The organism is Streptomyces sp. NPDC048442 (assembly GCF_040651475.1).
Classification (GTDB): Bacteria; Actinomycetota; Actinomycetes; order Streptomycetales; family Streptomycetaceae; genus Streptomyces.
This window is the reverse complement of the sequence record NZ_JBEZKB010000045.1, coordinates 22,284-46,771: the sequence shown is the minus strand read 5'-3', so window position 1 is coordinate 46,771 and position 24,488 is coordinate 22,284. Positions and strand designations below refer to the sequence as shown.

Annotated in this window: 22 protein-coding genes and 1 pseudogene; 14 read left to right on the top strand and 9 right to left on the bottom strand. The window is 69.1% G+C overall.

The window, feature by feature from the left end:
• Positions 1 to 44: 44 nt before the first annotated feature.
• The 4 genes from AB0D18_RS39010 to AB0D18_RS38995 all read left to right on the top strand — a co-directional run bounded on the left by AB0D18_RS39010 (position 45) and on the right by AB0D18_RS38995 (position 5,034).
• Positions 45 to 1,625 (top strand): acyl-CoA carboxylase subunit beta, encoded by a 1,581-nt coding sequence (locus AB0D18_RS39010; protein WP_362430234.1) that lies wholly within the window; start codon positions 45 to 47, stop codon positions 1,623 to 1,625.
• 23 nt (positions 1,626 to 1,648) lie between these two features.
• Positions 1,649 to 3,229: a DHA2 family efflux MFS transporter permease subunit gene (locus AB0D18_RS39005; protein ID WP_362430232.1), complete on the top strand. Its 1,581-nt coding sequence runs from the start codon at positions 1,649 to 1,651 to the stop codon at positions 3,227 to 3,229.
• Positions 3,230 to 3,385: 156 nt separating this feature from the next.
• Positions 3,386 to 4,195: an acyl carrier protein gene (locus AB0D18_RS39000; protein ID WP_362430229.1), complete on the top strand. Its 810-nt coding sequence runs from the start codon at positions 3,386 to 3,388 to the stop codon at positions 4,193 to 4,195.
• Positions 4,196 to 4,212: 17 nt separating this feature from the next.
• Positions 4,213 to 5,034: a 4'-phosphopantetheinyl transferase superfamily protein gene (locus tag AB0D18_RS38995; protein ID WP_362430227.1), complete on the top strand. Its 822-nt coding sequence runs from the start codon at positions 4,213 to 4,215 to the stop codon at positions 5,032 to 5,034.
• 57 nt (positions 5,035 to 5,091) lie between these two features.
• On the opposite strand, the gene AB0D18_RS38990 is transcribed toward AB0D18_RS38995, so the two are convergent.
• Complete coding sequence (locus tag AB0D18_RS38990) at positions 5,092 to 6,186, bottom strand: AfsR/SARP family transcriptional regulator (RefSeq protein ID WP_362430224.1); 1,095 nt, start codon at positions 6,184 to 6,186, stop codon at positions 5,092 to 5,094.
• Positions 6,187 to 6,466: 280 nt separating this feature from the next.
• On the opposite strand from AB0D18_RS38990, the gene AB0D18_RS38985 reads away from it, so the two are divergent.
• The 7 genes from AB0D18_RS38985 (at position 6,467) to AB0D18_RS38955 (ending at position 12,714) form a co-directional block, all read left to right on the top strand.
• Positions 6,467 to 7,288: an AfsR/SARP family transcriptional regulator gene (locus AB0D18_RS38985; RefSeq protein WP_362430221.1), complete on the top strand. Its 822-nt coding sequence runs from the start codon at positions 6,467 to 6,469 to the stop codon at positions 7,286 to 7,288.
• Positions 7,289 to 7,460: 172 nt separating this feature from the next.
• The gene (locus AB0D18_RS38980; protein ID WP_362430218.1) at positions 7,461 to 8,192 is read left to right on the top strand and encodes an alpha/beta fold hydrolase; all 732 of its coding nucleotides are present in this window, start codon (positions 7,461 to 7,463) and stop codon (positions 8,190 to 8,192) included.
• A 152-nt stretch (positions 8,193 to 8,344) separates the two neighbouring features.
• Positions 8,345 to 9,301: an aromatase/cyclase gene (locus AB0D18_RS38975; protein WP_362430215.1), complete on the top strand. Its 957-nt coding sequence runs from the start codon at positions 8,345 to 8,347 to the stop codon at positions 9,299 to 9,301.
• 256 nt (positions 9,302 to 9,557) lie between these two features.
• Entirely contained in the window at positions 9,558 to 10,490 is a 933-nt protein-coding gene (metF, locus tag AB0D18_RS38970) for a methylenetetrahydrofolate reductase [NAD(P)H] (RefSeq protein WP_362430212.1), read from the top strand.
• Between the two features lie 218 nt (positions 10,491 to 10,708).
• The gene (locus tag AB0D18_RS38965) at positions 10,709 to 11,056 is read left to right on the top strand and encodes a hypothetical protein (protein WP_362430209.1); all 348 of its coding nucleotides are present in this window, start codon (positions 10,709 to 10,711) and stop codon (positions 11,054 to 11,056) included.
• A gap of 198 nt (positions 11,057 to 11,254) precedes the next feature.
• Positions 11,255 to 12,382, top strand: coding sequence for an NAD(P)/FAD-dependent oxidoreductase (locus AB0D18_RS38960; RefSeq protein WP_362430256.1), 1,128 nt, complete (start codon positions 11,255 to 11,257; stop codon positions 12,380 to 12,382).
• A 125-nt stretch (positions 12,383 to 12,507) separates the two neighbouring features.
• Positions 12,508 to 12,714, top strand: coding sequence for a hypothetical protein (locus AB0D18_RS38955; RefSeq protein ID WP_362430207.1), 207 nt, complete (start codon positions 12,508 to 12,510; stop codon positions 12,712 to 12,714).
• A 61-nt stretch (positions 12,715 to 12,775) separates the two neighbouring features.
• On the opposite strand, the gene AB0D18_RS38950 is transcribed toward AB0D18_RS38955, so the two are convergent.
• Both AB0D18_RS38950 and AB0D18_RS38945 read right to left on the bottom strand, forming a co-directional pair.
• Positions 12,776 to 13,495, bottom strand: a complete 720-nt coding sequence (locus AB0D18_RS38950; RefSeq protein WP_362430204.1) for a leucine-rich repeat domain-containing protein — start codon at positions 13,493 to 13,495, stop codon at positions 12,776 to 12,778.
• Positions 13,496 to 13,544: 49 nt separating this feature from the next.
• Positions 13,545 to 13,977: pseudogene (locus tag AB0D18_RS38945) on the bottom strand (Uma2 family endonuclease).
• A 254-nt stretch (positions 13,978 to 14,231) separates the two neighbouring features.
• Between AB0D18_RS38945 and AB0D18_RS38940 the strand changes: the two are divergent.
• Positions 14,232 to 15,335 carry a DegT/DnrJ/EryC1/StrS family aminotransferase gene (locus AB0D18_RS38940; protein ID WP_362430254.1) on the top strand — a complete coding sequence of 368 codons (1,104 nt, stop codon included), beginning with the start codon at positions 14,232 to 14,234 and terminating at the stop codon, positions 15,333 to 15,335.
• Between the two features lie 41 nt (positions 15,336 to 15,376).
• On the top strand, positions 15,377 to 16,369 hold the full coding sequence (locus AB0D18_RS38935; protein WP_362430251.1) for a Gfo/Idh/MocA family oxidoreductase: 993 nt from the start codon (positions 15,377 to 15,379) through the stop codon (positions 16,367 to 16,369).
• Positions 16,370 to 16,461: 92 nt separating this feature from the next.
• On the opposite strand, the gene AB0D18_RS38930 is transcribed toward AB0D18_RS38935, so the two are convergent.
• The gene (locus AB0D18_RS38930) at positions 16,462 to 16,854 is read right to left on the bottom strand and encodes a GtrA family protein (protein ID WP_362430201.1); all 393 of its coding nucleotides are present in this window, start codon (positions 16,852 to 16,854) and stop codon (positions 16,462 to 16,464) included.
• Positions 16,855 to 16,980: 126 nt separating this feature from the next.
• On the opposite strand from AB0D18_RS38930, the gene AB0D18_RS38925 reads away from it, so the two are divergent.
• Complete coding sequence (locus tag AB0D18_RS38925) at positions 16,981 to 17,967, top strand: glycosyltransferase family 2 protein (protein ID WP_362430198.1); 987 nt, start codon at positions 16,981 to 16,983, stop codon at positions 17,965 to 17,967.
• 74 nt (positions 17,968 to 18,041) lie between these two features.
• On the opposite strand, the gene AB0D18_RS38920 is transcribed toward AB0D18_RS38925, so the two are convergent.
• The 5 genes from AB0D18_RS38920 to AB0D18_RS38900 all read right to left on the bottom strand — a co-directional run bounded on the left by AB0D18_RS38920 (position 18,042) and on the right by AB0D18_RS38900 (position 24,457).
• Entirely contained in the window at positions 18,042 to 18,665 is a 624-nt protein-coding gene (locus tag AB0D18_RS38920; protein WP_362430196.1) for an acyltransferase, read from the bottom strand.
• 56 nt (positions 18,666 to 18,721) lie between these two features.
• Positions 18,722 to 19,174: a hypothetical protein gene (locus AB0D18_RS38915; RefSeq protein WP_362430193.1), complete on the bottom strand. Its 453-nt coding sequence runs from the start codon at positions 19,172 to 19,174 to the stop codon at positions 18,722 to 18,724.
• A 66-nt stretch (positions 19,175 to 19,240) separates the two neighbouring features.
• The gene (locus AB0D18_RS38910; protein ID WP_362430190.1) at positions 19,241 to 21,292 is read right to left on the bottom strand and encodes a N,N-dimethylformamidase beta subunit family domain-containing protein; all 2,052 of its coding nucleotides are present in this window, start codon (positions 21,290 to 21,292) and stop codon (positions 19,241 to 19,243) included.
• 94 nt (positions 21,293 to 21,386) lie between these two features.
• On the bottom strand, positions 21,387 to 22,874 hold the full coding sequence (locus tag AB0D18_RS38905) for a hypothetical protein (protein WP_362430187.1): 1,488 nt from the start codon (positions 22,872 to 22,874) through the stop codon (positions 21,387 to 21,389).
• Positions 22,875 to 22,903: 29 nt separating this feature from the next.
• Positions 22,904 to 24,457, bottom strand: a complete 1,554-nt coding sequence (locus AB0D18_RS38900) for a hypothetical protein (protein WP_362430185.1) — start codon at positions 24,455 to 24,457, stop codon at positions 22,904 to 22,906.
• Positions 24,458 to 24,488: the final 31 nt, after the last annotated feature.

The following is a 24,488-nucleotide window of genomic DNA, read 5'->3' as shown; positions in this document are numbered from 1 at the left end:
TGGCCGAAGGTCTTCCTCCAGAGAGGAAGGCGATTTCCGTGGTGATGGATCCTTCTTGGGACGGCGCGGGGCCCACCGACTCCTGCGGCCGGGTGGCCGAGCTGCACGCGCTGCGTGAGCAGGCTGTCCGTGGCCCGAGCGAGCGGGCGACCGAGGCACAGCACGCGAAGGGCAAGCTGACTGCCCGTGAGCGCATCGGGCTGCTGCTCGACCCGGACTCTTTCAAGGAGGTCGAGCAGCTGCGCCGGCACCGGGCGACCGGTTTCGGGCTGGAGAACAAGAAGCCGTACACCGACGGTGTGATCACCGGGTGGGGCACGGTGGAGGGCCGGACGGTCTTCGTCTACGCGCACGACTTCCGGATCTTCGGCGGCGCGCTGGGCGAGGCGCATGCCACGAAGATCCACAAGATCATGGACATGGCGATTTCGGCGGGTGCGCCGCTGGTGTCGCTGAACGACGGTGCGGGTGCCCGTATCCAGGAGGGCGTTTCCGCTCTTGCCGGGTACGGCGGCATTTTCCAGCGGAACACGCGTGCTTCGGGTGTGATCCCGCAGATCAGTGTGATGCTCGGTCCGTGCGCGGGCGGTGCGGCGTACAGTCCGGCGCTGACGGATTTTGTGTTCATGGTGCGTGAGACCTCGCAGATGTTCATCACCGGTCCGGATGTGGTCCGTGCGGTGACCGGTGAGGAGATCACCCAGAACGGCCTCGGCGGCGCGGACGTGCACGCGGAGACCTCGGGTGTGGCGCACTTCGCGTACGACGACGAGGAGACCTGCATCGCCGAGGTCCGCTACCTCATCTCGATGCTCCCCTCCAACAACCGCGAGAACCCGCCGACGGTCGCCTCCGAGGACCCGGCCGACCGGCGCGGCGACGTGCTGCTCGACCTCGTCCCGGCGGACGGCAACCGTCCGTACGACATGCGCAAGGTCATCGAGGAGCTCGTCGACGACGGCGACTACCTGGAGATCCACGAGCGCTGGGCCACCAACATCCTGTGCGCCCTGGCCCGCCTCGACGGCCAGGTCGTCGGCATCGTCGCCAACCAACCGCAGTCCCTGGCCGGGGTGCTGGACATCGAGGCCAGCGAGAAGGCCGCGCGCTTTGTGCAGTTGTGCGATGCGTTCAACATTCCGCTCGTGACGCTGCTCGACGTCCCGGGCTTTCTGCCGGGTGTGGATCAGGAGCACGGCGGGATCATCCGGCACGGCGCGAAGCTGCTGTACGCGTACTGCAACGCGACGGTCCCGCGGATCTCGCTGATCCTGCGGAAGGCGTACGGGGGTGCGTACATCGTCATGGACTCGCAGTCCATCGGCGCGGACCTCACCTATGCGTGGCCGACGAACGAGATCGCGGTGATGGGTGCGGAGGGTGCGGCGAACGTGATCTTCCGCAAGCAGATCGCGGAGGCCCAGGACCCGGAGGCGATGCGGGCACGCATGGTCAAGGAGTACAAGGCCGAGCTGATGCACCCCTACTACGCCGCCGAGCGCGGGCTCGTCGACGACGTGATCGACCCGGCCGAGACCCGCTCGGTACTCATCGCCTCGCTGGCGATGCTGCGCAACAAGCACGCGGACCTGCCGTCCCGCAAGCACGGCAACCCGCCCCAGTAGGGCGGGAACGCAGGAGGAATTCCTTGTTCACACAGCCGACGACCTCGGTGGAGCGCGATCCCAGGCGCTGGGCGATCCTGGCGGTGATCTGCCTGGCCCAGCTCGTTGTCCTGCTCGACAACACCGTCCTCAACGTGGCGATCCCCGTACTCACCGCAGACCTGGGCGCGTCCACCGCGGACATCCAGTGGATGGTCAACGCCTATGCCCTGGTGCAGTCCGGGCTGCTGCTCACCGCGGGCAGCCTCGCCGACCGCTACGGGCGCAAGCTGCTGCTCCTGACCGGGCTGTCCCTGTTCGGGCTCGGCTCGGCGGCGGCCGCCTTCGCGCAGAGCTCCGGCCAGCTCGTCGCGGCCCGTGCGGGGATGGGCGTCGGGGGAGCGCTGCTCGCGACCACCACCCTCGCCGTGATCATGCAGATCTTCGACGACGAGGAGCGGCCGAAGGCCATCGGCGTGTGGGGTGCGGTCAGTTCGCTGGGCATCGCGGCCGGTCCGCTGATCGGCGGAGTGATCCTTGACAACTACTGGTGGGGAGCGATCTTCCTGATCAACGTCCCCGTCGCGCTGCTGGGGCTGGTGGCCGTCTTCCGGCTCGTGCCGGAGACCAAGTCCCCGCAGGGCAAACGGCCCGACTACCTCGGTGCGGTACTTTCCATGATCGGCATGGTGGGAGTGGTGTACGCGATCATCTCCGGCCCCGAGCACGGGTGGCTGTCCGCGCAGGTGCTGCTGTCGGCCGTGGTCGGCGTGCTGGCCCTGAGCATCTTCGCGCGCTGGGAACTGCATGTCGGTGACCCGATGCTGGACATGGGCTTCTTCCGCAACCGCCGTTTCAACGGGGCGGTTGCGGGTGCAATGTTGGTGGCGCTCGGCATGGCCGGATCGATGTTCCTGCTGACCCAGCACCTCCAACTGGTGCTGGGCTACGACGCTTTGCAGGCCGGTCTGCGTACAGCTCCGCTGGCTCTGACGATCGTCTGCCTCAACTTCCTGGGTGCGGGCGCAAAGCTGCTGGCCAAGCTGGGGGAGTCGTATGCGATCGCGCTCGGGATGACCATGCTGTCGGCCGGTCTCGTCGTGGTGGCCGTGCTCGGGTCCGGTCCTGGCGCTGGTTACGGGGGCATCCTCGTGGGGCTCGTGATCATGGGTTCCGGCATCTCGTTGGCGCTTCCTGCGATGACCGTCGCCATCATGTCGTCGATCCCGACTGCAAAGGCCGGGGTGGGTGCCGGTGTGCAGGGAACGCTGACGGAGTTCGGTGGCGGGCTGGGGGTGGCGGTCCTCGGCGCGGTCCTGGGCTCGCGTTTCGCGGCGCAGCTGCCGGCCGGAGCGGGCGCTCCGGGATCGCTGGCCGAGGCGCTCGCACAAGCCGGCGCGGACCCGGCGCGGCTGCGAGAGGTCCACCAGGCCTTCGGGAACGCGCTGAGCGCCAGCCAGTTGATCGGTGCCGCAGCGGTGTTCGTGGGCGGCCTGCTGGCCGGGCTGCTGCTGCGGCTGGCGGGGCAGGCGTCGGCGGAAACAGGGAAGGGGACGGAGAAGGAGGCGGCCGTACAGTCCGCCACTGCTTCCCCCCGTCACGGGCCGCCGCCCGCCGCCCACTGAGCGGGGTGGGGGAAGCCCGGCGCATCCCCGCAATCCCCTGTGTGTGTCAGGTGCCGATCAGCGCTGCGTCAGTGCCCCCGGCCAGGATGCCGGGGGAGGGGCGAAGCCCTCGCAGGAGCATCCCGCAGGAGACCACCGCCACAGGAGACGCCAGCCATGATCCGTGACCGCAACATCGCCCTCCGGCCGCCGGGCGAGGCCCCCGCCCCCGCCCAGGTCGCCGAGCAGGACTCCGCCCAGGCCCCCGCCCAGGACTCTGCCCAGGTCGCCGAGCAGGTCGGCGAAGTGCTCGCCGGGGTGCTTCGTACGGAGCCCGACCGTCTCGACCCGGAGCAGACCTTCCGGCTGCTCGGCGTCGACTCGATGCTCAGCGTGGAGTTCGTGGCGCTGGTGAACGCCAGGTTCGGCACCGACTTCAGGGCCACCGAGCTGTACGACCACCCCACACCGAGCGCCTTCGCCCGCCACGTGGCAGCCGTGACCGGGGGAGCGATGGCGGAACCGAGTGTTCCGCTCTTCCCGCAGGCGGCCTCCGCGGCCCCCGCAGCAGGAGATCCGGGTGCCGGCGTCCTGGAGACCCTGCGCGAGCAGCTCGCCGAGATCCTGTACTGCGACGCCTGGGACATCGACGCCGACGCTCCCTTCAGCAGCCTCGGGCTCGACTCGATCCTCGCCGTCGAGTTCGTCGCGTGCCTCAACCACGCCTACGGCATGGAAGAGAAGGCCGAGGTGCTCTACGACCGTCCGAACCTGACCGCCCTCGCCGCGTACGTCTGCACCCGTACGGCGACCGTGTCCGAGCCCGCAGCGCCCTTGTCCCTCGAACCCACTCCTGTCACACCCACTGAGGCAGGGGACAGCAGCGCAGCGGACGGCAGCGCCGGTCTGGAGGCCCTGCTCGGTGCCGTACGCGACGGCCGGGTCACCGTGGAGCAGGCGCTGACCCTGCTGCCCCAGCACTCCTGAGGAAGAACAGGACCACCATGACCCGGACCTTCACTCCTGCCGGGCCGGGCCGCGACACGGTACAGCTCTGGTTCTGCCCCAACGACGGGCTCGACGAGGCGATCGGCAGTCTTCTCGCGGGGCACTGGCTGGACGAGCACGAGCACGAGACCGCCCGCCGGTTCCTCTTCGCCCGCGACCGGCGTCAGTACCTCGTCGCGCACTGCCTCGTCCGCCGCGTGCTGGCCCTGGAGACCGGCACCCCCGAGTCCGAGGCGACGATCTGGCGCACCTCGCGGGGCCGCCCTTTCCTCCGGCCCCTCCCCGCCGGTTCCCCCGCCGACGTGCCAGGACTGGACTTCAACCTCTCGCACTCCCGCGGCTACAACGTCGTCGCCTCCGCGCGCGGCCGCCGGGTCGGTGTCGACGTGGAGTGCCTCGACCGGAGTGCCGCCCGCGGCTTCGGGCCGATCGTCGAGTCCTTCGCCCCCGAGGAGCGCGCGTACCTCGCCACGCTCGAAGCGGGCGGCGAACGGGACCGCGCGACCCTGCGGCTGTGGACGCTGAAGGAGGCGTACGCGAAGGCCCGCGGCCTCGGCCTGGGGCTGCCCTTCGACTCGTTCGCCTTCGAACTCGACGACGAGCAGGGCGTTCTGGGCTTCCGGCCGCCCGCCGACGACACCGCGGACCGCTGGACCTTTGCCGAACTGCGACCGCGCCCCAAGGTCCTGGTGTCCCTCGCCGTGGACCGCTCCGAGTCCACCGCGCCCCGGCGGCTCCTGCTCCACGACGGCTTCCCCTGGAGCCGCACCTCGCCGTGCGAGGTCGCGCTGCCCGCCCGTACGCCGCAGTACGTATGACCGCGGCCCGGTGAAGGACAGGCGCCCCCGCCGGGTCAGCCCCGGGTCAGCCCCGGGTCAGCCCCCGGACACCGCACGGGCGCCGTCCCCGGGCACCGCACGCGCGGCCAACAGGTCGAACCGGCGCACCAGTTCCTCCTGCTCCAGCGAGAGCCGCTCGATACGGTGCTGCAGCCGGGCGATCTCCCTGCCGAGACCGAGCACCGCGGCCTGCGTGGACGGCGCGGCCTGCGCCCCGGACGGCAGCGGCGGCATCCGGTGCACCGACGCCCGGTGCTCCGACGCTTCCCGCACCGGCAGCCCTTGCACCGGCAGCCCCTGCGGCCCCTGCACCGGCACCATCCGTACCGCCGCCCTCCGCCGTACCGCGCCCGGCACCGCGAGTTCCGGGTCGTGCCTGAGGATCGCCGCCATGCGGCTGCGCAGTGCGGGCCCCGGCTCCACGCCCAGTTCGTACGACAGGTGCCTGCGCGCCCTGTCGTACACGCTCAGGGCCTCCGCCTGGCGCTCGCACCGGTACAGGGCCACCATCAGCAAGTCGTAGAACCGTTCCCGCATCGGGTGGTCCGCCGTCAGCTCCTCCAGCTCGCCGATGATCTCGCCGTGCCGGGCCGCCCGCAGACACATGTCGTACAGCGTCTCCAGGGCGGTGAGCCTGCTCTCCTCCAGCTGGGCCGCCTCGGCCGCGCAGATCTCCCCGCGCACGGCGTCCTCCAGCGCGGGCCCCCGCCACAGGGCCAGCGCGCCGCGCAGCAGCCCCCTGGCATGCTCGGGGTCCCCGGTCTCGGCGGCCGAACGGCCCTGCGCGGCAAGCTCGTTGAAGCGGTCCACGTCCCGGGTGCCGTGCCCGAGGCGCAGTACGTAGCCGAGCGAGGACGTCGCGATCCACTCGTGGTGCTGCTCGCCCGACCCGGGGGCGGGCACGGGCAGCAGCCGGCGCAGCCGGGCCACATGGGCCTGCAGTGCGTTCGTCGCGTTGGCCGGGGGACTCTCGCCCCACAGCTCGTCGATCAAACGGTGCGCGGACACGACCTGCCCCGACTTCACCACGAGGGCACCCAGCAGGGCGCGTTGCTTGGCGCCGGTCGGAAGGATTCTCAGGCCGGTGCGCTCGTCCTGCATCTCCACGGGACCGAGAATGCGGAATTGCATCCCTTGCATCCCTTGCATCGCTCCCTCGCCTTCTCGGGAATTCGGACCATAGACGGTCCGACACCCCAACAGCCCTGCCGCAAGCGGTACTTGAGCAGCCCTGGGCGCGGAGTCAAGTCCCTTTGCAGCGTAGAGAAACGCCTGAAAGCCACTGGAGATTGACGAGGCCATGTACTGAAGGCGGTTACCTTGCCAGTCGTCCGTCGATTGTTGAAAAAGGACTGCGGTCACCTGGGTGGAGCACATTCGACACGCATCGGAGACCGTTACGGAGGAAGCCATGAAAATTCAGGTTCTGGGCCCACTGAGTGCCGACATCAACGGAATGTCGATCGTTCCGACGGCGGGCAAGCCGCGGCAGATCCTTGCTCTGCTCGCGCTCTACCCGGGCCGGGTCATGCCCGTGCCCACGCTCATGGAGGAGATCTGGGGCACCGACCTGCCCCAGAGCGCCCTCACCACCCTCCAGACGTACATCCTTCAGCTGCGCCGCAGGCTCGGCACCGCCATGGGCCCCGGCGCCCCCGGCACCGCCAAGGACGTGCTGGCCACCCGCCACGGCGGCTATCTGCTGCAGATGCCCGCCGAATCCGTCGACGTACACGAGTACGAGCGCCTGGTCGGCGAGGCACAGCAGGCCTTCGACGAGAACGAGGACGAGAGGGCGGCCGCCACCTACCGCAAGGCCTTGGACCTGTGGCAGGGGCCCGCGCTGGTCGATGTACGGGTCGGCCCGATCCTGGAGATCGAGGTGATGCGGCTGGAGGAGAGCCGCCTGGCGACCCGCGAACGCCGCATCGACGCGGACCTGCGGCTCGGCCGGCACGTGGAGGTCATCGCCGAACTGGTCGACCTGATCGCCCGGCACCCGCAGCACGAGGGGCTGCACTCGCAGGCCATGGTGGCGCTCTACCGGGCAGGCCGGCAGGCCACCGCCCTGGACCTCTACCACCGGCTGCGCCGCCGCCTCGTCGAAGAACTCGGAGTGGAGCCCGCACCGCAGCTCCAGCGGCTGCACCAGGCGATGCTCGCCGTCGACCCCCAGCTGGACGTCGTCTCAGGACCGCGCCGCAGCTCCACCTTCGACCTGTACGCGGCCTGACGACGGGCGCCTGTACGCGGCCTGACGACGGGCGGTCGTGCAACCGCCGCCCGGCCGCGGCCGGTTGCCCGCCTGCGGGGAGCAGGACCGGGAGCGGGTCCGGCAGCAGGTCCGGCGCCCGGACCGGCCGCATCGAGCGGTACTCCACCCGGCTCGACGATGCTCCGGGCCCATGGACGTAAGGCTGTACTGCTTCGCGCACGCCGGTGCCGGGGTCTCCAGCTTCGACCGCTGGCACGAGCGGTCGGGCCAGGGGGCCGACATCGTGCCGGTGCTGCTGCCCGGCCGGGAGGCCCGGCGGCGCGAACCGCGACCGACCGGACGCGACGCGCTGCTCGGCGACCTCTTCGGCCCGCTGGCCGCGGCGGCCGCCGCCGACGGCCCGTACGCCCTGTACGGGCACAGCCTCGGCGGGCTGGTCGCCTACACCCTCGCCCGCGCCCTCCTGGAGGCCGGGCTGCCCGCTCCCGAGTTCCTGGCCGTCGGCGCCTGCCCCGCCCCCGACACCGCTCCGCTACGGGACACCGGCAGCCTCTCCGACGCCGAACTCCTCAGCTTCGTGGGGGACATGGGCGCCGCGCCCACGGGTCTGCTCGCCGAGCAGGGCAGCGTCTGGCACCGCGTCGTCCTGCCCGTACTGCGCGACGACGTCGTCCTGGCCGACGCCCTGCGCGCCGCCGCGAAAGACCCCGCCACCGGTGGTCCGCTGCCGGTGCCCGTGCTCGCCGTCGACGGCGAGCACGATCCGGCGGTCGCCGCCGCCGCGGTGGACGCCTGGCAGAACTGGACCACCGAACGCTGCGTACGCCGCACCGTGCCGGGCGACCACTTCTTCGTACGCGACCGGGAGATAGCCGAACTCCTCGGCCGCGCCTGCCGGGTGGCACGCCGCCGCCCCGTGTGACCACGCCCGCCGTCCGTCCCGCAAGCGGTCCTCCCGTATCCCTCCCGCAGTCTCCAGCCGTCCTCCAGCCCTCCTCCAGCCTGGCTCGTCCGGGCGTCGAGCGGTTCAGGACACGATCGAGATCAGTCCCGATCGCGAGAGAGGATCGCCCGATGTCCGCCGATCGAGTGCACCGTACGACGCATGAAGTGACCGTCGCCGCGCCTGCGGGCGTGGTCTACGGACTGATCGGCGACGCGGTGCGATGGCCGCTCTTCTTCCCGCCGAACGTGCACGTCGAACAGCTGGAGTTCGACGGGTCCACCGAGCGCCTGCGGATGTGGGTCACCGCCAACGGGCAGGTGAAGTCCTGGACTTCGCGCCGCACCCTGGACGTCGCACGGCACCGGGTGGACTTCCGGCAGGAGGTGTCCGCCGCACCCGTGCAGGACATGGGCGGCACCTGGATCGTCGAGTCCAGGGGCCCGGCGAACTCCCGGCTGACCCTGCACCACGACTACACGGTCGCCGACGACGACCCCGAGGACGTCGCCTGGGTGGAGCGTGCCACCGACACCAACAGCCGCGCCGAACTGGCCAACCTCAAGCAGCTTGCCGAGCGCTGGCAGCACCTGGACGACCTGGTCCTCTCCTTCGAGGACTCGGTACGGGTCAACGGCCCCGCCGAGCTGGTCTACGACTTCCTCTACCGGGTCGGCGACTGGCCCGAGCTCCTCCCGCACGTCTCCCGCCTCGACCTCACCGAGGACGAGCCGGGCGTGCAGGTCATGGCGATGGACACCGTCACCCCCGACGGCTCCTCGCACACCACCGAGTCCGTCCGCATCTGCTTCCCGCACGCCGGCCGCATCGTCTACAAGCAGACGGCGACCCCGCTGCTGATGTCGGCGCACACCGGCGAGTGGTCCGTCGTACCGGACGAGACGGGCGTCACCGTCGTCTCGCAGCACAGCGTCGTGCTGCGAGACGAGAACATCAAGCAGGTGCTCGGCGAGGACGCCGGCGTGGCACAGGCCCGCCGGTACGTGCGCGAGGCGCTCGGCCGCAACAGCTCGGCCACGCTCGCCCTCGCGAAGAAGCACGCGGAGAGCGCCGTCAGGGTCCTGTGACCGCCGGTCCCGCAACGACCGGCCCCGCGCCGGCTGCCGCGTGCTCTCCCCCCTGGAGCGCGCGGCAGCCCCATTCCCGGGCGGAATCAGTGCCGTTCGCCGGTGGCCCGCACAGCGGGCCCGCACCGGGGGCCGTGCGAGCAGCCGCGGTCGAACGGCGGATCGAACGGCGGATCGCATTCCTCCAGCGATTCTCGTCCGCGGCTCGTCGTGCACCACGTCAGCTGTACGTCAACGAGCCGAGGAGACCCCCGCCATGACCACCCTGCGCGACGCCCTGGCAGACACCGGCGCGCCCACCTTCTCCTTCGAATTCTTCCCGCCGAAGACCGAGGCCGGGAGCCGCGCCCTGTGGCAGACGATCCGCCGGGTCGAGGCCATGTCCCCGACCTTCGTCTCCGTCACCTACGGCGCGGGCGGTTCCTTCCGGGACAGCACCGTCGAGACCATCACCCGCATCGCCACCCAGACGACCCTGCGCCCGGTCGCCCACCTGACCGCGGTCGGACACTCGGTGGCCGAACTGCGGCACATCGTCGGCCGGTACGCGGACGCGGGCGTGACCGACGTACTCGTCCTGCGCGGCGATCCGCCGGGCGACCCGCACGGGCCCTGGACCCCGCACCCGCAGGGCTTCACCCATGCCCATGAACTGGTCACTCTGATAAGGGAGTTGGGTGGTTTCAGTGTCGGCGTCGCCGCCTTCCCCGAGCGGCACCCGCGCTCGCCGGACTGGGAGAGCGACATCCGGTACTTCGTCGAGAAGTGCCGGGCAGGCGCGGACTACGCCATCACCCAGATGTTCTTCGACGTGGAGGACTACCTGCGGCTGCGGGACCGGCTCGCGGCAGCGGGCTGCGACACCCCGGTCATCCCGGAGATCATGCCGGCCACCGACGCGCGGCAGATCCGCCGGTTCGCCGAACTCTCCGACGCGCGCTTCCCCTCCGCCCTCGCGGACCGCCTCGAAGCGGCCCGCGGCAACCCCGAGGAGGGGCACCGCATCGGGGTGGAGCACGGGACCCGGATGGCCCGCCGGCTGCTCGACGAGGGCGCGCCGGGACTGCACTACATCACCCTCAACCGGTCCACCGCCGCACTCGAAATCCACCGCAACATCCAGCAGCACACACCCCCGCCCCCGCCCACCCCCACCCCTGCGTACACAAGGAGCCTCCATACCGTCTGAAGTCAGGGAGCCGTCCGCTCGCTCCACATGACCGTGCAGACCGCGGTGGCCCGCCGGTTGGACCGGCGGGCCGTCCGCACGCCCGGGGCCGGGGGCGCCCGGCACCCGCCCCTTTCCGGGCCCGTACGCCCGCCAGTCAGGTGGTTCCCGGCATACGCCGACATCAAAGGGGGAGTGACCACTCGTTTGTCACCACCACCCTTGAGAGGACGGCGCACATGCGCTTCCGTACCACCGTTGCCGCCGCCGTAGGTGCCCTGGCACTGGTCGTCACCCTGCCCACCTCGGCGTACGCGGCCGAAGGCGACTTCCAGTACACGTACGTCACTGCTCCGGGCGACGAAGAGACGGTCACGCTCCACGACCCCGAGAGCGGGGAGTGCATCACCCTGCCCGAGGCGGCCCAGGAGTACAGCCAGCCGCCCGCCCACTCGCCCAAGAACCGCACCGACACCTTCGCGATTGTCTTTACGAACGCCGACTGCTCCGGCGACTCGTTCACCTTGCGCCCTCACACCGGCGGCGCGAGCGAGCGCCTGAAGCTGCGGTCGGTCCTGTTCTCCTGACCTCTGACTCCTGACGCTCTCGCCCCGCCCGGCTGCACTGCCGGGCGGGGCGAGCCGTTGCGGGGTGTCGGTCATGTGTCGAGGACTGTCGGCCCACTGTCGGCTGCCTGTCGGCGAGGGCTGGCACCTTGCTGGAGAACCTGCCGGGTGCCCGTCCGGCAGCCGTCCACCAGTCAAGGAATCACCATGACCACCACCATGACCACTGACGTCACGATCATCGGCGCCGGCCTCGGCGGCCTCACGCTCGCCCGCGTCCTGCACCTCCACGGCATACAGGCCACCGTCTACGAGGCGGAGGCCTCACCGACGGCGCGTGCGCAGGGCGGGATGCTCGACATCCACGACTACAACGGCCAACTCGCCCTGCAGGACGCCGACTTGATGGACGAGTTCCGCGGCGCGATCCTGGAGGGCCGCCAGGCGATACGGATCCTCGACCCGGACGGAACCGTCCTGTTCGAGCAGGACGACGACGGCAGGGGCGGGCGTCCGGAGGTGCAGCGCAGCGAGCTGCGGCAGATCCTGCTCGACTCGCTCCCGTCCGGCACCGTCCGGTGGGGCCACAAGGCAAGCAGCGCCCGCGCCCTCGGCGAGGGCCGTCACGAGGTGACCTTCGCGGACGGCAGCACCGTCATCACGAGCCTGCTGGTCGGCGCGGACGGGGCGTGGTCCCGGGTCCGGCCGCTGCTGTCCGACGCCGTACCCGAGTACACCGGCAGCTCGTTCGTCGAGACGTACCTGTTCGACAGCGAGACCCGTCACCCCGCTGCCGCGAAGGCGGTCGGCGGCGGGTCGCTGATCGTGCCAGGCCCGGAGGAGAGGGGGATCTTCGCCCACCGGGAGCGCGGCGAGACCCTGCACACGTACGTGATGCTGCCCAGGCCGCTGGACTGGTTCGCCGGCATCGACTTCACCGATGCCGCCGAGGCCAGGGCGCGGATCGCGAAGGAGTTCGACGGCTGGGCCCCCGAGCTCACCGCCCTCATCACCGAGTGCGACACCGCGCCGGTCCTGCGCCCCGACCACAAGCTGCCGGACGACCACCGCTGGCCCCGGGTGCCGGGGGTGACCCTGCTCGGTGACGCCGCCCACCTGGCGGTCCAGGGCGGCGAAGGCGCGAACCTGGCGATGCTGGACGGCGCCGAACTGGGCAAGGCCATTGCCGCGCACCCCGACGACACCGAGACCGCGCTGACCGCGTACGAGCACGCGCTGTTCCCCCGTAACGCCGCAGCGGCAGCCGCAGCAGCCGAGGCGGAGGGCGCCAACAACGGCGCACCCACACCCCAGGACCTGATCGACTTCTTCGCCCGGGGCGAGTAAGCGGACTGCGGCGCAGGCCCTGCCGGGCGCACCTCCCAGTCTCCGCACGATGATCATGGGGGAGTCGTCCGGAGAGGACGGCCGGGAGACCCGGGCCCGATGAGGGGCCCAAGGGGAGGGAACGCATGAGGATCGTCTGGTTCGCCTGGCTCATCCGGCACATGAACGAACTCGGTTACAGCAATGGCCTGTTGCCTGGGCTGACGGGGACGCTCGCTGTGCTGCTCACCGCCGGGATTCTCGGTTTCCTCTTTCGCCGGCGCCGTCCGGTCGCCCTGTCGGTCACCGGCGCGGTGGCAGTAGCGGGCATCGGATGGCTGATCGCGCACTGACAGCCACGGCCGGCTTCCACGGCCGGCTTCCACGGTCGCCGTCCACGGCCGGTGTCCTCGGTCATGTCAGAACCACACACCCCCGTCCCTCCAGCCCGGCCAGGAGCGGGAGGGACGGGTCGATCGCGTTCCATCGCAGGTCCAGCTTTTCCAGCGCGGGCATCTGGCCGAGCCAGTCCGGCAGTCGCCCCAGGCGGTTGCTCCGCAGGTCGATCTGGCGGAGCCGGGGGAGGAGGGCGAGTGACGGTGGCAGCTCGGTGAAGGAGTTCTCGCGCAGGTCCAGGTGACGGAGTTCGTGCAGCTCGGCGGTCGACGGGGGCAAGTCCTTGAGCGTATTTCCGCGCAGCCAGAGCTCACGCAGGTTACGGAGCCGGCCGAGGGAGTCGGGCAGTGTGGTGAGCCGGTTGTGCTGTGCCCTCAACTCGATGAGACCGGTCATCCCGCCGATGGTCTCGGGGAGGGAAGCGAGGCGGTTCTCGCCGATGTTGAGGTAGCGCAGCCGGGTCAACTCGCCCAGCGTGTCCGGGACTTGGGAGAGCCGGTTGTCGTGCAGGTAGAGACAGCCATCGAGCCCGCTCAGATCGCCCAGTTCGTCGGGTACCGACGTGAGTGCGTTGTGGCCGAGGTCCAGGGTCGTCAGCCGGTGCAGCCGCCCGATCTCCGGGGGGAGGGCGGTGAGGCCGTTGTCCGCCAGGATCAGTACGCGCAGCTCGGTCCGCCGCCACACCGACTCGGGCACCTCGCCGAGCTCATGACGCCACAGATTCAGTTCGTGCCGCACGGCCTTCTCGCTCCCCTCAGCGGTCTCGGCCGTGCCCGGTCAAGGAACCTCACACGGTCCCCAGATCGACCATGACGGAGAAAGGAGCGACGGCCTTCACCACCCCGGTGAACATCTCGCCGTCCCGGTAGACCCTGCGACACGACCTCGATCACAAGAAGGACGTGCTCCGGACGGGTGGGCGTGAAGTCGACGGTGTCCGCCCGGTACACGATGACGTCCGGACGCCGGTTGGTGAGGGGTACGTCCTGCAGCCGGACATCGAAGCCGGTGCCGGCATTCCAGCCCGGGCCCGCGGCGGCGTCCAGGGCGTTGGCCAGAATCCGGGCCGGCCGGTGGTGCCGCTTGGACGCACTCGGACTCGCGACGACCATCCCGTCCACGATCTCAATGCCGGCACACTGCTCCTCGGACCAGGAGTCGTACTGCTCCGCGCTGATCTGCGTGTGCATCCACGAGGGCGCCACCCTCTCCGCGGTCATGGCGCACCTCCTTCGAGGACGTTCGTCAGCTCCGGTGCTGCTCGACCCAGGGTACTTTCCGGCTCGTCGTCCGCCGGAGCGAGGCGGGTGCAGAAGGGGCGCTCTCCATGCAGGGCATCTGTCAGCCCTCCTATACGGACAAATCGCCTCATCATACGCATACTGCCTTTCGGGTGGAGAGGCAGTGACATCAGAAACTCCTGATGCGCAACCGCGGTTAAAGGCAGGCCGACTCCCTCGCTCTCGAACGGAGGCTGCCCGTGAGCGCGTCCAGCCTGTCCATCCCAGCCGCCCGGCCCGTGATCGGCGAAGCCGAGATCGAAGCCGCCGTACGCGTCCTGCGCAGCGGCCATGTCATCCAGGGGCCCGAAGTGGCCGCCTTCGAGGAGGAGTTCTCGGACCTGGTCGCCGAACGTACCTGTGTAGCCGTCAACTCCGGCACCTCTGCGCTGCAGCTGAGCCTCATGGCGCTCGGCATCGGGGCGGGCGACGAGGTGGTGGTGCCCTCCTTCTCGTTCGCCGCCACCGCCAACGCGGTGCGCCTGGTGGGCGCCGAACCGGTCTTCGCCGACATCACTCCCGGCACCTACTGTCTCGATCCGGAGGCCGTGGCGGCGGCGATCGGTCCGCGTACCGCGGCGCTGATGCCGGTGCACCTGTACGGGCACCCCGCTCCCATGGACCGCCTGATGCCGCTCGCCGCACGCCACGGCCTCGCCGTCGTCGAGGACGCCTGCCAGGCACACGGCGCCGCGCTGCACGGACAGCCCGTCGGAACGTTCGGGCAGGCCGGATGCTTCAGCTTCTACCCGACGAAGAACATGCACGCGCTCGAAGGCGGCATGATCAGCACCGCCGATCCCCAGCTGGCCCGCACCCTCAGGCTGCTCAGGAACCAGGGCATGGAGCAGCGGTACGAGAACGAGATCGTCGGCGCCAACATGCGGATGACCGACGTCGCGGCGGCCGTCGGCCGGGTGCAGCTGAAGCAGCTGCCGGCGTGGACCGAGCAGCGGCGGGCCAACGCCAAGGTGCTCGACTCCCGTATCGAAGGACTGCCCGTGCCGTACGTGGCCGACGGCGCCCGGCACGTCTACCACCAGTACACCGTCGCCGTCCCCGACGGCCGCAGGGACGCCGTACAGCAGGAACTGGCGCGGCAGGGCATCGGCAGCGCGGTGTACTACCCGACGCCGATCCACCGTCTGAAGCCGTACCGCCACCCGGCAGGACCTCCCCTGCCGGAGACCGACCGCGCTGCGGCCTCGGTGCTCTCGCTGCCGGTCCACCCCACCCTCGGGCAGGGCGAACTGGAGCGCATCGCCCGCGCCGTGAGCATCGCCGGAGGTGCCCGGTGAGCAAGCGGAACCTGCGTGCGGGACTCGTCGGTCTGGGCGCGATGGGACGCAACCACGCCCGGGTGCTCTCGTCGCTCGACGGCGTCGAACTCGTCGGCGTCATGGACCCGGCGGGAGACTCCACGGGCGCCGCCCGTGGAGCCCCGGTCGTCGCCACCCTGCCCGAACTGCTCGCGCTCGGCCTCGATTACGCCGTGGTCGCCTGCCCCACGGCGCTGCACGAGGAGACCGGCCTCGCCCTGGCCGCGGACGGCGTGTGCGCGCTGATCGAGAAGCCGCTCGCCCACTCCGCGGCTGCGGCCCGACGACTGGTCGACGCTTTCGACAGGGCCGGTCTGATCGCCGGGGTCGGGCACATCGAGCGCTTCAACCCGGCGTTGCAGAGCCTGCGTTCGCGCCTGGAGGCGGGCGAGCTGGGTGAGATGTTCCAGGTGGTCACGCGGCGGCAGGGGCCCTTCCCGCAACGCATCGCGGACGTGGGCGTCGTCAAGGACCTGGCGACCCACGACATCGATCTCACCAGCTGGGTGACGGGCTGCGCATACGCTTCCGTGGCGGCCCGCACCCTCTCCAAGAGCGGCCGCCCGCACGAGGACATGGTCGCGGTCGTCGGTGAGCTCACCAACGGCACCATGGTCAGCCATCTCGTGAACTGGCTCAGCCCGCTCAAGGAGCGCTTCACGGCGGTGACCGGCGAGCGCGGCTGCTTCATCGCGGACACCCTCACCGCGGACCTCACCTTCCATGCCAACGGCGCCGTCGCCACGGAGTGGGAAGCGCTGAGCACCTTCCGCGGAGCCGCCGAGGGCGACATGGTCCGGTTCGCCATCCCCAAGCGCGAGCCGCTGCTCGTCGAGCACGAGCACTTCCGCGACGCCGTGGAGGGCAGGGGCACGGACATCGTCACCCTCGAACAGGGGCTGAGGACGGTGGAGGTCGCCGAGGCGGTCCTCGACTCGGCACGGCGGAAGGCGTACCTGCCGCTGCAGAGCCCGCACCCCCGGAATCCGGCGGCGGTCGCCCCGCGGTCGTGAGGTGCCCGCGGCCCTGTGTGATCGTTTCTGTTCTCCCCGCAGAACGATCACACAGGGCCGCGGGGGCGTGGTCCTCGCAACGCGGTTGCCGGTCAGGGCACTCGGTCCGGCGCGGGCCTGCCCGTACTGCGGGGGCTTCGCGCACCGGGCGGCCTGAAGACCCACCACCGGAATGCGGCGTAATTCACCACCGCATTCACGAGGGTCGACGTCGTCTTCGCCGCTACGTACGCCATGCCCAGAGCTGTCAGCCCGGTGACCGTTGCCACGGTCGCGCAGTAATTCAGCCCGACGAGCACGAGGTATTTGGCAAAGGCCGGTCCGGCCAGTGCGTCGCTGCGAAACACAAAGGCTCTGTTGAGGCCGAAGTTGACCGCCAGTACGGTCACGAACGCCAGTGAGGTGGCTGCGGCCAACGGCATACGAAGTCCGCCGTGCAACAGGACCAGCGTCCCGACATCGATCGTGTAGGACAGCCCCCCCACCAGAAGGAACCTTGTCGTATGAGACGAGGAAAAGCGACAAAGGATGTTCCATAATTTACGGATGATTTCTGATACCTTCCTCTTTGCTCCGGCCCATCGTTGCAGACGGGTTCCAGTTAGAGAAACGTGAGAGGTCTTTTCTCCGTGTATCAGAATATGAAGGTCGCGGTTGTGGTGCCGGCGTACAACGAGGAAAAGCTGATCGCCCGGACGATCAACACCACGCCCGATTTCGTCGACCACATCGTGGTGATCGACGACGCCAGCAGTGACTCGACGGCCGTCGAGGCGATCGACGCCGGCGACCCGCGGGTGGTGCTCATCCGGCACGAGAAGAACACCGGAGTCGGCGGAGCGGTCTGCGACGGGCACAAGGAGGCATTGCGGCTGGGGTGTGACATCTCGGTGGTCATGGCGGGCGACGGGCAAATGGACCCGGCCCATCTTCCCGCCCTGTTGGCGCCGATCTGTGACGGGACCGCTCTCTTCGCGAAGGCGAACCGTTTCTACTCGCGCGACTCCTACCGCGGCATGCCGAAACACCGGATTCTCGGCAACGTCATCCTCTCCTTCATGACCAAGCTGGCATCCGGGTATTGGCATCTGTTCGACCCTCAGAACGGATACACCGCGATCCACCGGGCAGCGCTGGAACGGCTGGACCTCGACCGCGTGGCCAAGGACTACTCGTTCGAAAACGACCTTCTGATCAATCTGAATATCCTTCGGATCCCGGCCTGCGACGTCCCGATTCCCGCGGTCTACGGGACTGAGGTGTCCACCATGCGGATGCACAAGGTCATTCCGGCATTGATCGGCCAACTGGCTCGCGGGTCCGGGCGACGCGTCCTTCTGAAGTACGTCGTCTTCTCCTTCTCGCCGATCGCTCTCCTGCTCCTGGCGGGATTCTTCCTGATCGCCTTCGGTGGCGCGGTGAGCACCTGGGTATTGATCCACACGCTCGGGCCCGCGAGCGCCAGCGCGGGGAGTGTCCTGCTGGCGACCATGCCGATCCTCACCGGGATTCACCTACTCGTCGGCGCCCTCATGCTCGACATCCAGGAGAGCCCGGACCGCCGGGCCGCCACCGTCGGGATCACAGGCGCCGGATAAGTCCGCCACCGTCGGGATCACAAGCGCCGGATGAGTCCGCCGCAGTTGCGTCCTGCCCGTGACGGCTTTTCGTATCAGACCTCCGTGAGGACGCCGTCCTTCTCGGTGTGCAGGGTGCTGGTGTCCGGGCATTCCCACATCCCGGCCGAGCCGGGGACTTCGCGGAGCCGTCGGCCCGCACGGCCCACCCAGCCGATGTGACGGGCCGGGACGCCGGCGACCAGGGCGAAGTCCGGCACGTCCCGGGTGACGACGGCGCCGGCGGCGACCATCGCCCAGCGGCCGACGCGGACCGGGGCGACGCAGACCGATCGAGCGCCGAGCGATGCGCCCTCGGCGACCGTGACCCCCACGGGTTCCCAGTCGCCACCCCGCTTGGGCCGCCCTTCGGGATCGACCGAGCGCGGGTTGTGGTCGTTGGTCAGCACGACCGCGGGACCGACGAAGACGCCGTTGTCGAGCTCCGCCGGCTCGTACACCAGGGCGTGGTTCTGAATCTTGACTCCGTCGCCGATCCGGACACCGGGGCCGACATAGGCGCCCCGCCCCACCACGCAGTCGTCGCCGAGCACGGCCTGCTCACGGATCTGGGCGAGCTCCCACACGGCGGTGCCGGGGCCCAGCGCGGCCGACTCGTCGACCTGGGCCCCGGCTGCGATCCGGACCGGGGCGAGCGGCGTTTCACTGTTCTGCTTCATGTGCTGTGGAACGACCCAATGGGTCTCTGGGTGCGGGGACTTGGCCCGTTCGGTCTCTACTCCCAGCCCGAGGGACCTTCGCCGCAAACGGGTCCGAGAGTGATGCATGCGTCTCCCGCCTCTTCGCACACATACAGAGTGAAACAGTGCTGGACAGCGCCATAGAAGTAGCCGGTAACGGTCTGCCCTGCCTGCACCGTTTCCGTGACCCTGCCTGATTCAGGCCCTCCGGTCGTATCCACGTACCACAGCGTGTAGGTCATCGGCTGGGAACCGCCATTGGTGATGACGTACTGAAGGCCGGTGACATCCTGGACTTCCCGTGCCGTGACGCAGACCCCTGTGCTGCCCAGCATTCCGCAGGTGCTGGTTGCCGACCGCTTCTCTTTCACGGTGGTCGGCGTCTTCTCCCGGGCCGGCTCCGCACCAGCACTCGAGGCGGGAAGGGCCAGCGCAGTCACCGCAGCGACGGCGCCGGCCAATGCGGTACGGCGCGACATCTCCTTCATGCTCTCTCCTCTCTCCGTTCGGCGGTACCTGATCTTGTGCGCCAAGACGTCTTGTGTGGCAAGACGTTAGGCCACCGCTCTCGTGAAAACGTTCAACAGGATCTTCTGGATCGCGGTGTCGAACGGAATGCTGCCGGTGAAGGACAGCGAGCCGGCCGAGAACACCCAGCCCTTGGGGAAAGCGGGCGGGACATAGAGCATTTCGGCCCCGCCCGACGGATTGAGCCCTTCCGCGACGAGCACGGATCCGGGCACGGCGGCCTGTCGACGGTCGACTTCCCAGCCGCTGGCAGCGAGGTCGTAGGAGACGCTGCCGAAGGTGTCTCCCACGCTCAGGCCGGTTCCCGCCGTAAAAGGATTGTTACCGGTGTCGCGCACCTGGTACGGGGAGAAGGACATATACGTCGGCGGGAAGTGTGATACGCCCAGGATCTGTGATTCGGACTGTCCGGAATCTGCGAAAAGATCTCGTGATCCGTCGGGTCGCCGGAAAATGACCGCGTGACCGTCCGGTGTGTACTGGGCCCGTTCGTAAATGCCGTTGCCGCCCAGGTAGATGATGCGGCCGCCGTTGTTCTGGAATTCCGCGATGTTGTCACGCGCGGCCTGCGTGAAATACTCGGGATGGGTGGTCAGTACCAGCGCCTTGTAATTCCCGCCCTGTGCAGGTGTCCGCAGCCAGGAGGCACCTGTCGTATGCAGGTCGTTGTCCGCGTAGCAGTCGTACGGAATGTTCTGCGAGCTCATCCATCGAAACAGCAGCAGGTCACTGTAGAGCATATGGTCGATGATTCCGGGCGCTGTCACATAGGAGTTGTCCCATGAGGTTCCCATATTGGGGCGCTGTAGGGTGACGGTCCGCTGTGCATCGGATTGACCGGTCGTATATTGGTTGTGCCCGCCCCAGAAATTATAGGCGTTATAGGTATTGGTCGGCACCAGGACGGCGAGCTGGCGCTGCGGTGTCGAAGGCCGCACGACGAACATCACGTGGTGTTCTTTGCCCTGAGGCGATTTCAATTGTGATGCGTAGACGCCCGAAGGCCAGCCTGCCCCGGTCCCGACGGATACCGAGAAGGACGCGTTCCACCCGCACCCAGCGCTGTGATACCCGCTCTTCAGCAGCTGGAACTGCCCGGTGCGAGTGGTGGGCGCGGTGACCGTGACGGGGGCACCGGAGGCAGGAGCGAGGCGAACGGTGGACGACGTGTACGAAGGGAAAGTCGTGGACACGTGGATGCCGAGACTCGTGCCCTGCTGGGTGGAGACCGACGTCGGGTAGCCCTGCAACGCCGCCGAATTCTCGCGGGTGAAACCCGAGCCGACCACGGCGCCGGACCCGCCGGCCCACTGAACGCCGCTGGTATGGACGGTCTCGGAGTTGAGGAGGCGATGCCACTGGAGTTGGTGGTCGGCGCCCGGCGGGCTGGTGGTACTCGTCCTGATCTTGTACACGGCACCAGAACCGTTGGAGAAGAGCCCCTTCTCGAACGGCCCCAGAATGGTGGTGTCAACAGGCGCGCCACCATTTGCCCAGTTGAAAGATCCAGTGGAGCTGAGATAGCGGAACCAGCTGAGCGCGCGGCCGTGCCGTGTGCCAAAAATAACCCCGTTCGGGTCGGCGAACAGCTGGGTGTAGGCCTGCCATTGCGAGCCGATCTTGGCACCCGAATTCGCCGCCCAACTGAAGGAGCCGTTGGTGCCGGTGTATTTGTACCAGCGCAGGTCCCCGTTGCCGTCCTGCGCGTAGAGGACGTTGTTCCACCCGCCGATGACACGCGGGAAGTTCCACTGGGTACCGATGCGACTGCCGCTCGCCGAGTGCCAGCTCCCGGCGCCGGTGTTGAGGTCCGACAGGATGTATCGGTACCAAAGAAGGTCCCCGTTCGGCAGGAACGCGAACATCTGTCCGTCGGCGGCGGCCAGGACGAAACGGAATTTCTGCCACCCGGTGCCGATGAGCCGAGGAGTGCCAGAGTTTGCCCAGGTGGCTGGGGTACCCGTCGTCCAGTTGATATGCCGATACCAATACAGATTTCCGTCGGCCTGAATCGCGTACATAATTCCGTTGCCGCCGGGCACCAAGCTCAAGAACCGTTGTTGAGGGTCGTAGGCCATATTCCTTGACGCCCTTTCAGGTAAATCGCCGTGGGCGCAATTGTGCGTTACTTGTCCACGCGCAAGAATCGACACGATCGATTCGGGTCGAGGTTCATCCGACTGACACAGACCGCCCACGGTGGCCTGCAAGGGCGGGGATCAGCGACAGGCAGAGCACGCCGATGAACAGGGGCGCCACCATGTAGCGGAAGCACGGCGCGGGATTGGCTGCGAGCACGGTGAGCTGCACGCCGAGGGTGACGCCCGCCAGGGCGAGCAGCGGACGGCAGCGGCGGGCCCGGGCGAGCAGGGCGACGAGCGCGTAGGTGGCGTAGCACCAGGTGGCGCCGCGCCAGAAGAGCCACTCGAGCTGGGGGACGCCGAAGGCGGAGCGGCCGAAGGCGGCGGCGTGGTTCAGGGTCTGGGACAGCGGCCGGGCCTTGAGCACCGGCCGGTACGGGCTGTCCTGGAGCCAGGCCCGGCGGAAACCCCACAGGTCGGCGGGGATCGAGGTTCCGTACGTCCATGTCCTGGCGCTCTTGTCCGGCGGTCCGGGGAAGACGGCCCAGGCAATGTGTGCTCGGCACAGCCGCGCGCCGAAGATCTGCTGGGGGGACGTGCGCAGGACGCGCCACCACAACTGCATCAGCGGTGCGTTGAGCCGGCCGGCCGCGGTCCGGTTCATCGAGGCGTCGTAGTAGAGCACGTCGGACGTGTAGCAGTTGGTGCCGGCAGCGTGCCAGGTCGAGACCGGCGCGACCTGGGCCATCAGCCGCAGGTCGACCGGGGTGAACAGGTCGGGTGCCCGCACGTAGGCCACCGCCAGGTCGGCGTAGTGCAGGTTGTGGACAAGCGCCTTGCCCGGCCGCTCGATGCCGGCCGCCGGATAGACCACGAGCATGAGCAGCAGCGTCAGGGCCGTGGAGGCGGTGACCAGTGCGGCGATCCTGATCCGGGCCCCGGGCAGCGCCAGTAGCAGGGCCAGTGCTGCGATGACGGCAACGGGGAAGCCGTTGTTGCGGAAGAGGCCGATTCCGAGGAACGCGAGGCACAGCAGCAGGAGTTCGGAGCGTCGCAGCCGGCCGTTCCAGTTCCCCTGCAGCCGCCTGCCCACCAGTCGTACCGTCACGGCGAATGCCAGCACCGCGCAGACCGTGAACGGCACGTCCTTCCACACGAAGACGGTGAACGACCCGAGCGGCGGAGCCACCGCGCAGGCCACCGCGGCCGGCGCGCTCCACCGCCCCCGCACACCCAGAGTCCGCAGGCTCGCGCACGTAAAGCCGAGCACCGCCGACATCGCGATCGTCTGCAGCAGCGTCAGCGCCGCGAAGTCCCCTGTGACGGTGAGGGAGAGCCAGACCAGCGAGCTGTAGAGCACCGAGTGGTCGGAGCGCCAGTGGTCGGTGGTGACCTGCCAGGTGTAGACCACCGAGTCGATGGTCATCAGGCCCGGGTAGAAGGCCGCCCACCACAGCAGGTAGCAGGCCTGGCACGAGAGGAAGACGGCCAGCGGCAGCCGCAGTTCTGAAGGTACGCGTGACCATGGGGCCCGGACCTGCTGTGGGGGATGGACGGAGATCTCCTGGGCGTCGGACACCGAGCGCTTTCAGCTGCTGCGCGCGCTTTTCACGGGACGTACTCCACGTCCTTCGGTGAGGCGGGTGAGGAAGCGGACGGCGTCGCCCGGGAGGCCGGGGGCGGTACGACGGGACGTACGGCGCCGCGCAGCGCGGGAATCAGCGACAGGCAGAGCACGCCGATGAACATGGGGGCTGCCATGTAGCGGAAGCACGGCGAGGGGGTCGCGACGAATACGGTGAGCTGAATGCCGAAGGTGACGCCGGCCAGGGCGAACAACGGGCGGCAGCCGCGAGACCGGGCGAACCGGGTGACGAGCACGTAGGTGGCGTAGCACCAGATCGCACCGCGCCACAGGAGCCATTCCAGCTGGGGAACGTGGGCGGCCTCGTACGCGAAGTTGCCGACGTGGCCGAGGGTTTTGGACAGGGGCTGGGGCCGGGCCGCCCGCAGGTACGGGCTCGACTTCATGTCCGGGTGCCACTTGAGGAACGTCGGGGGCACCTTGTTGAGGGAGTTGTACGTCCTGCCGCCTTGATCCTTCGGCCCGGGGAAGACGGCCCAGGCGATGTGCCCCCGGCAGATGCGTGCGGCCATCACCTGTTGGGGGGCCTTGCGCAAGGTGCGCCACCACAACTGCACGACGGGTTCGGTGAGTGGGTCGCTGACGTGCGTGTTCAGCTTCTGGTACATGGGATCGGAGGCAAAGCAACTGGCTCCGGCCGTACGCCAGTCCGAGAGCGGCGCCGCCCGGGCCATCAGCCTCCGGTCGGCCCGGGTGAACAGCCCCGGCGCCTGCGCATAGGTCACCGCCAGGTCGGCGTAGTGGAGGTTGTAGACAAGCGTCTTGGGCGGCTTCTCGATGCCGACCGCCGCGTAGACCACGAACATCAGCGTCAAGGTCACGGTAGTGGTGACGGTGACCAGTGCGGCGATCACGCGCCGGGCCCCGGGCAGCGCCAGTAGCAGGGCCAGTGCTGCGATGACGGCAACGGGGAAGCCGTTGTTGCGGAAGAGGCCGATTCCGAGGAACGCGACGCACAGCAGGAGGAGTTCGGAGCGTCGCAGCCGGCCGTTCCAGTTCCCTTGCAGCCGCCTGCCCACCAGTCGTACCGTCACGGCGAATGCCAGCACCGCGCAGACCGTGAACGGCACGTCCTTCCCCACGTAGACAGTGAACACACCGAGCGGGGGAGCCGCCGCGCAGGCCACCGCGGCCGGCGCGCTCCACCGTCCGCGTACACCGAGTGTGCGCAGGCTCGCGCACGTGTAGCCGAGCACCGCCGACATCGCGATCGTCTGCAGCAGCGTCAGCGCCGCGAAGCCCCCGGTGGCGTTGAGGGACAGCCAGAGCAGGGAGTTGTAGAGGACCGAGTGATTGGAGATCCAGTGGTCGGTGGTGACCTGCCAGGTGTAGGCGAGTGCGTCGTAGTCGATCAGACCCGGGTAGAACGCCGCCCACCACAGCAGGTAGCAGACCTGGCAGGAGAGGGAGACGACGAGCGGCAGCCGCAGCGCCGCCGGTACGCGAGACCACAGGTCCTGGGCCTTCACAGCCGCCGCTGAGGAATGCGGCCGGGGAGGGGACGAGGCGTCTGACATGCGGAGATCTCCTGGGCGTTCGGACCGGAGC

Coding starts and splice junctions, on each gene's coding strand:
- AB0D18_RS39010 (WP_362430234.1), top strand. CDS start 45: ATGGATCCTTCTTGGGACGGCGCGGGGCCCACCGACTCCTGCGGCCGG.
- AB0D18_RS39000 (WP_362430229.1), top strand. CDS start 3,386: ATGATCCGTGACCGCAACATCGCCCTCCGGCCGCCGGGCGAGGCCCCC.
- AB0D18_RS38995 (WP_362430227.1), top strand. CDS start 4,213: ATGACCCGGACCTTCACTCCTGCCGGGCCGGGCCGCGACACGGTACAG.
- AB0D18_RS38990 (WP_362430224.1), bottom strand. CDS start 6,186: ATGCAATTCCGCATTCTCGGTCCCGTGGAGATGCAGGACGAGCGCACC.
- AB0D18_RS38985 (WP_362430221.1), top strand. CDS start 6,467: ATGAAAATTCAGGTTCTGGGCCCACTGAGTGCCGACATCAACGGAATG.
- AB0D18_RS38980 (WP_362430218.1), top strand. CDS start 7,461: ATGGACGTAAGGCTGTACTGCTTCGCGCACGCCGGTGCCGGGGTCTCC.
- AB0D18_RS38975 (WP_362430215.1), top strand. CDS start 8,345: ATGTCCGCCGATCGAGTGCACCGTACGACGCATGAAGTGACCGTCGCC.
- metF (WP_362430212.1), top strand. CDS start 9,558: ATGACCACCCTGCGCGACGCCCTGGCAGACACCGGCGCGCCCACCTTC.
- AB0D18_RS38965 (WP_362430209.1), top strand. CDS start 10,709: ATGCGCTTCCGTACCACCGTTGCCGCCGCCGTAGGTGCCCTGGCACTG.
- AB0D18_RS38960 (WP_362430256.1), top strand. CDS start 11,255: ATGACCACTGACGTCACGATCATCGGCGCCGGCCTCGGCGGCCTCACG.
- AB0D18_RS38955 (WP_362430207.1), top strand. CDS start 12,508: ATGAGGATCGTCTGGTTCGCCTGGCTCATCCGGCACATGAACGAACTC.
- AB0D18_RS38935 (WP_362430251.1), top strand. CDS start 15,377: ATGGGACGCAACCACGCCCGGGTGCTCTCGTCGCTCGACGGCGTCGAA.
- AB0D18_RS38920 (WP_362430196.1), bottom strand. CDS start 18,665: ATGAAGCAGAACAGTGAAACGCCGCTCGCCCCGGTCCGGATCGCAGCC.
- AB0D18_RS38915 (WP_362430193.1), bottom strand. CDS start 19,174: ATGAAGGAGATGTCGCGCCGTACCGCATTGGCCGGCGCCGTCGCTGCG.
- AB0D18_RS38910 (WP_362430190.1), bottom strand. CDS start 21,292: ATGGCCTACGACCCTCAACAACGGTTCTTGAGCTTGGTGCCCGGCGGC.
- AB0D18_RS38900 (WP_362430185.1), bottom strand. CDS start 24,457: ATGTCAGACGCCTCGTCCCCTCCCCGGCCGCATTCCTCAGCGGCGGCT.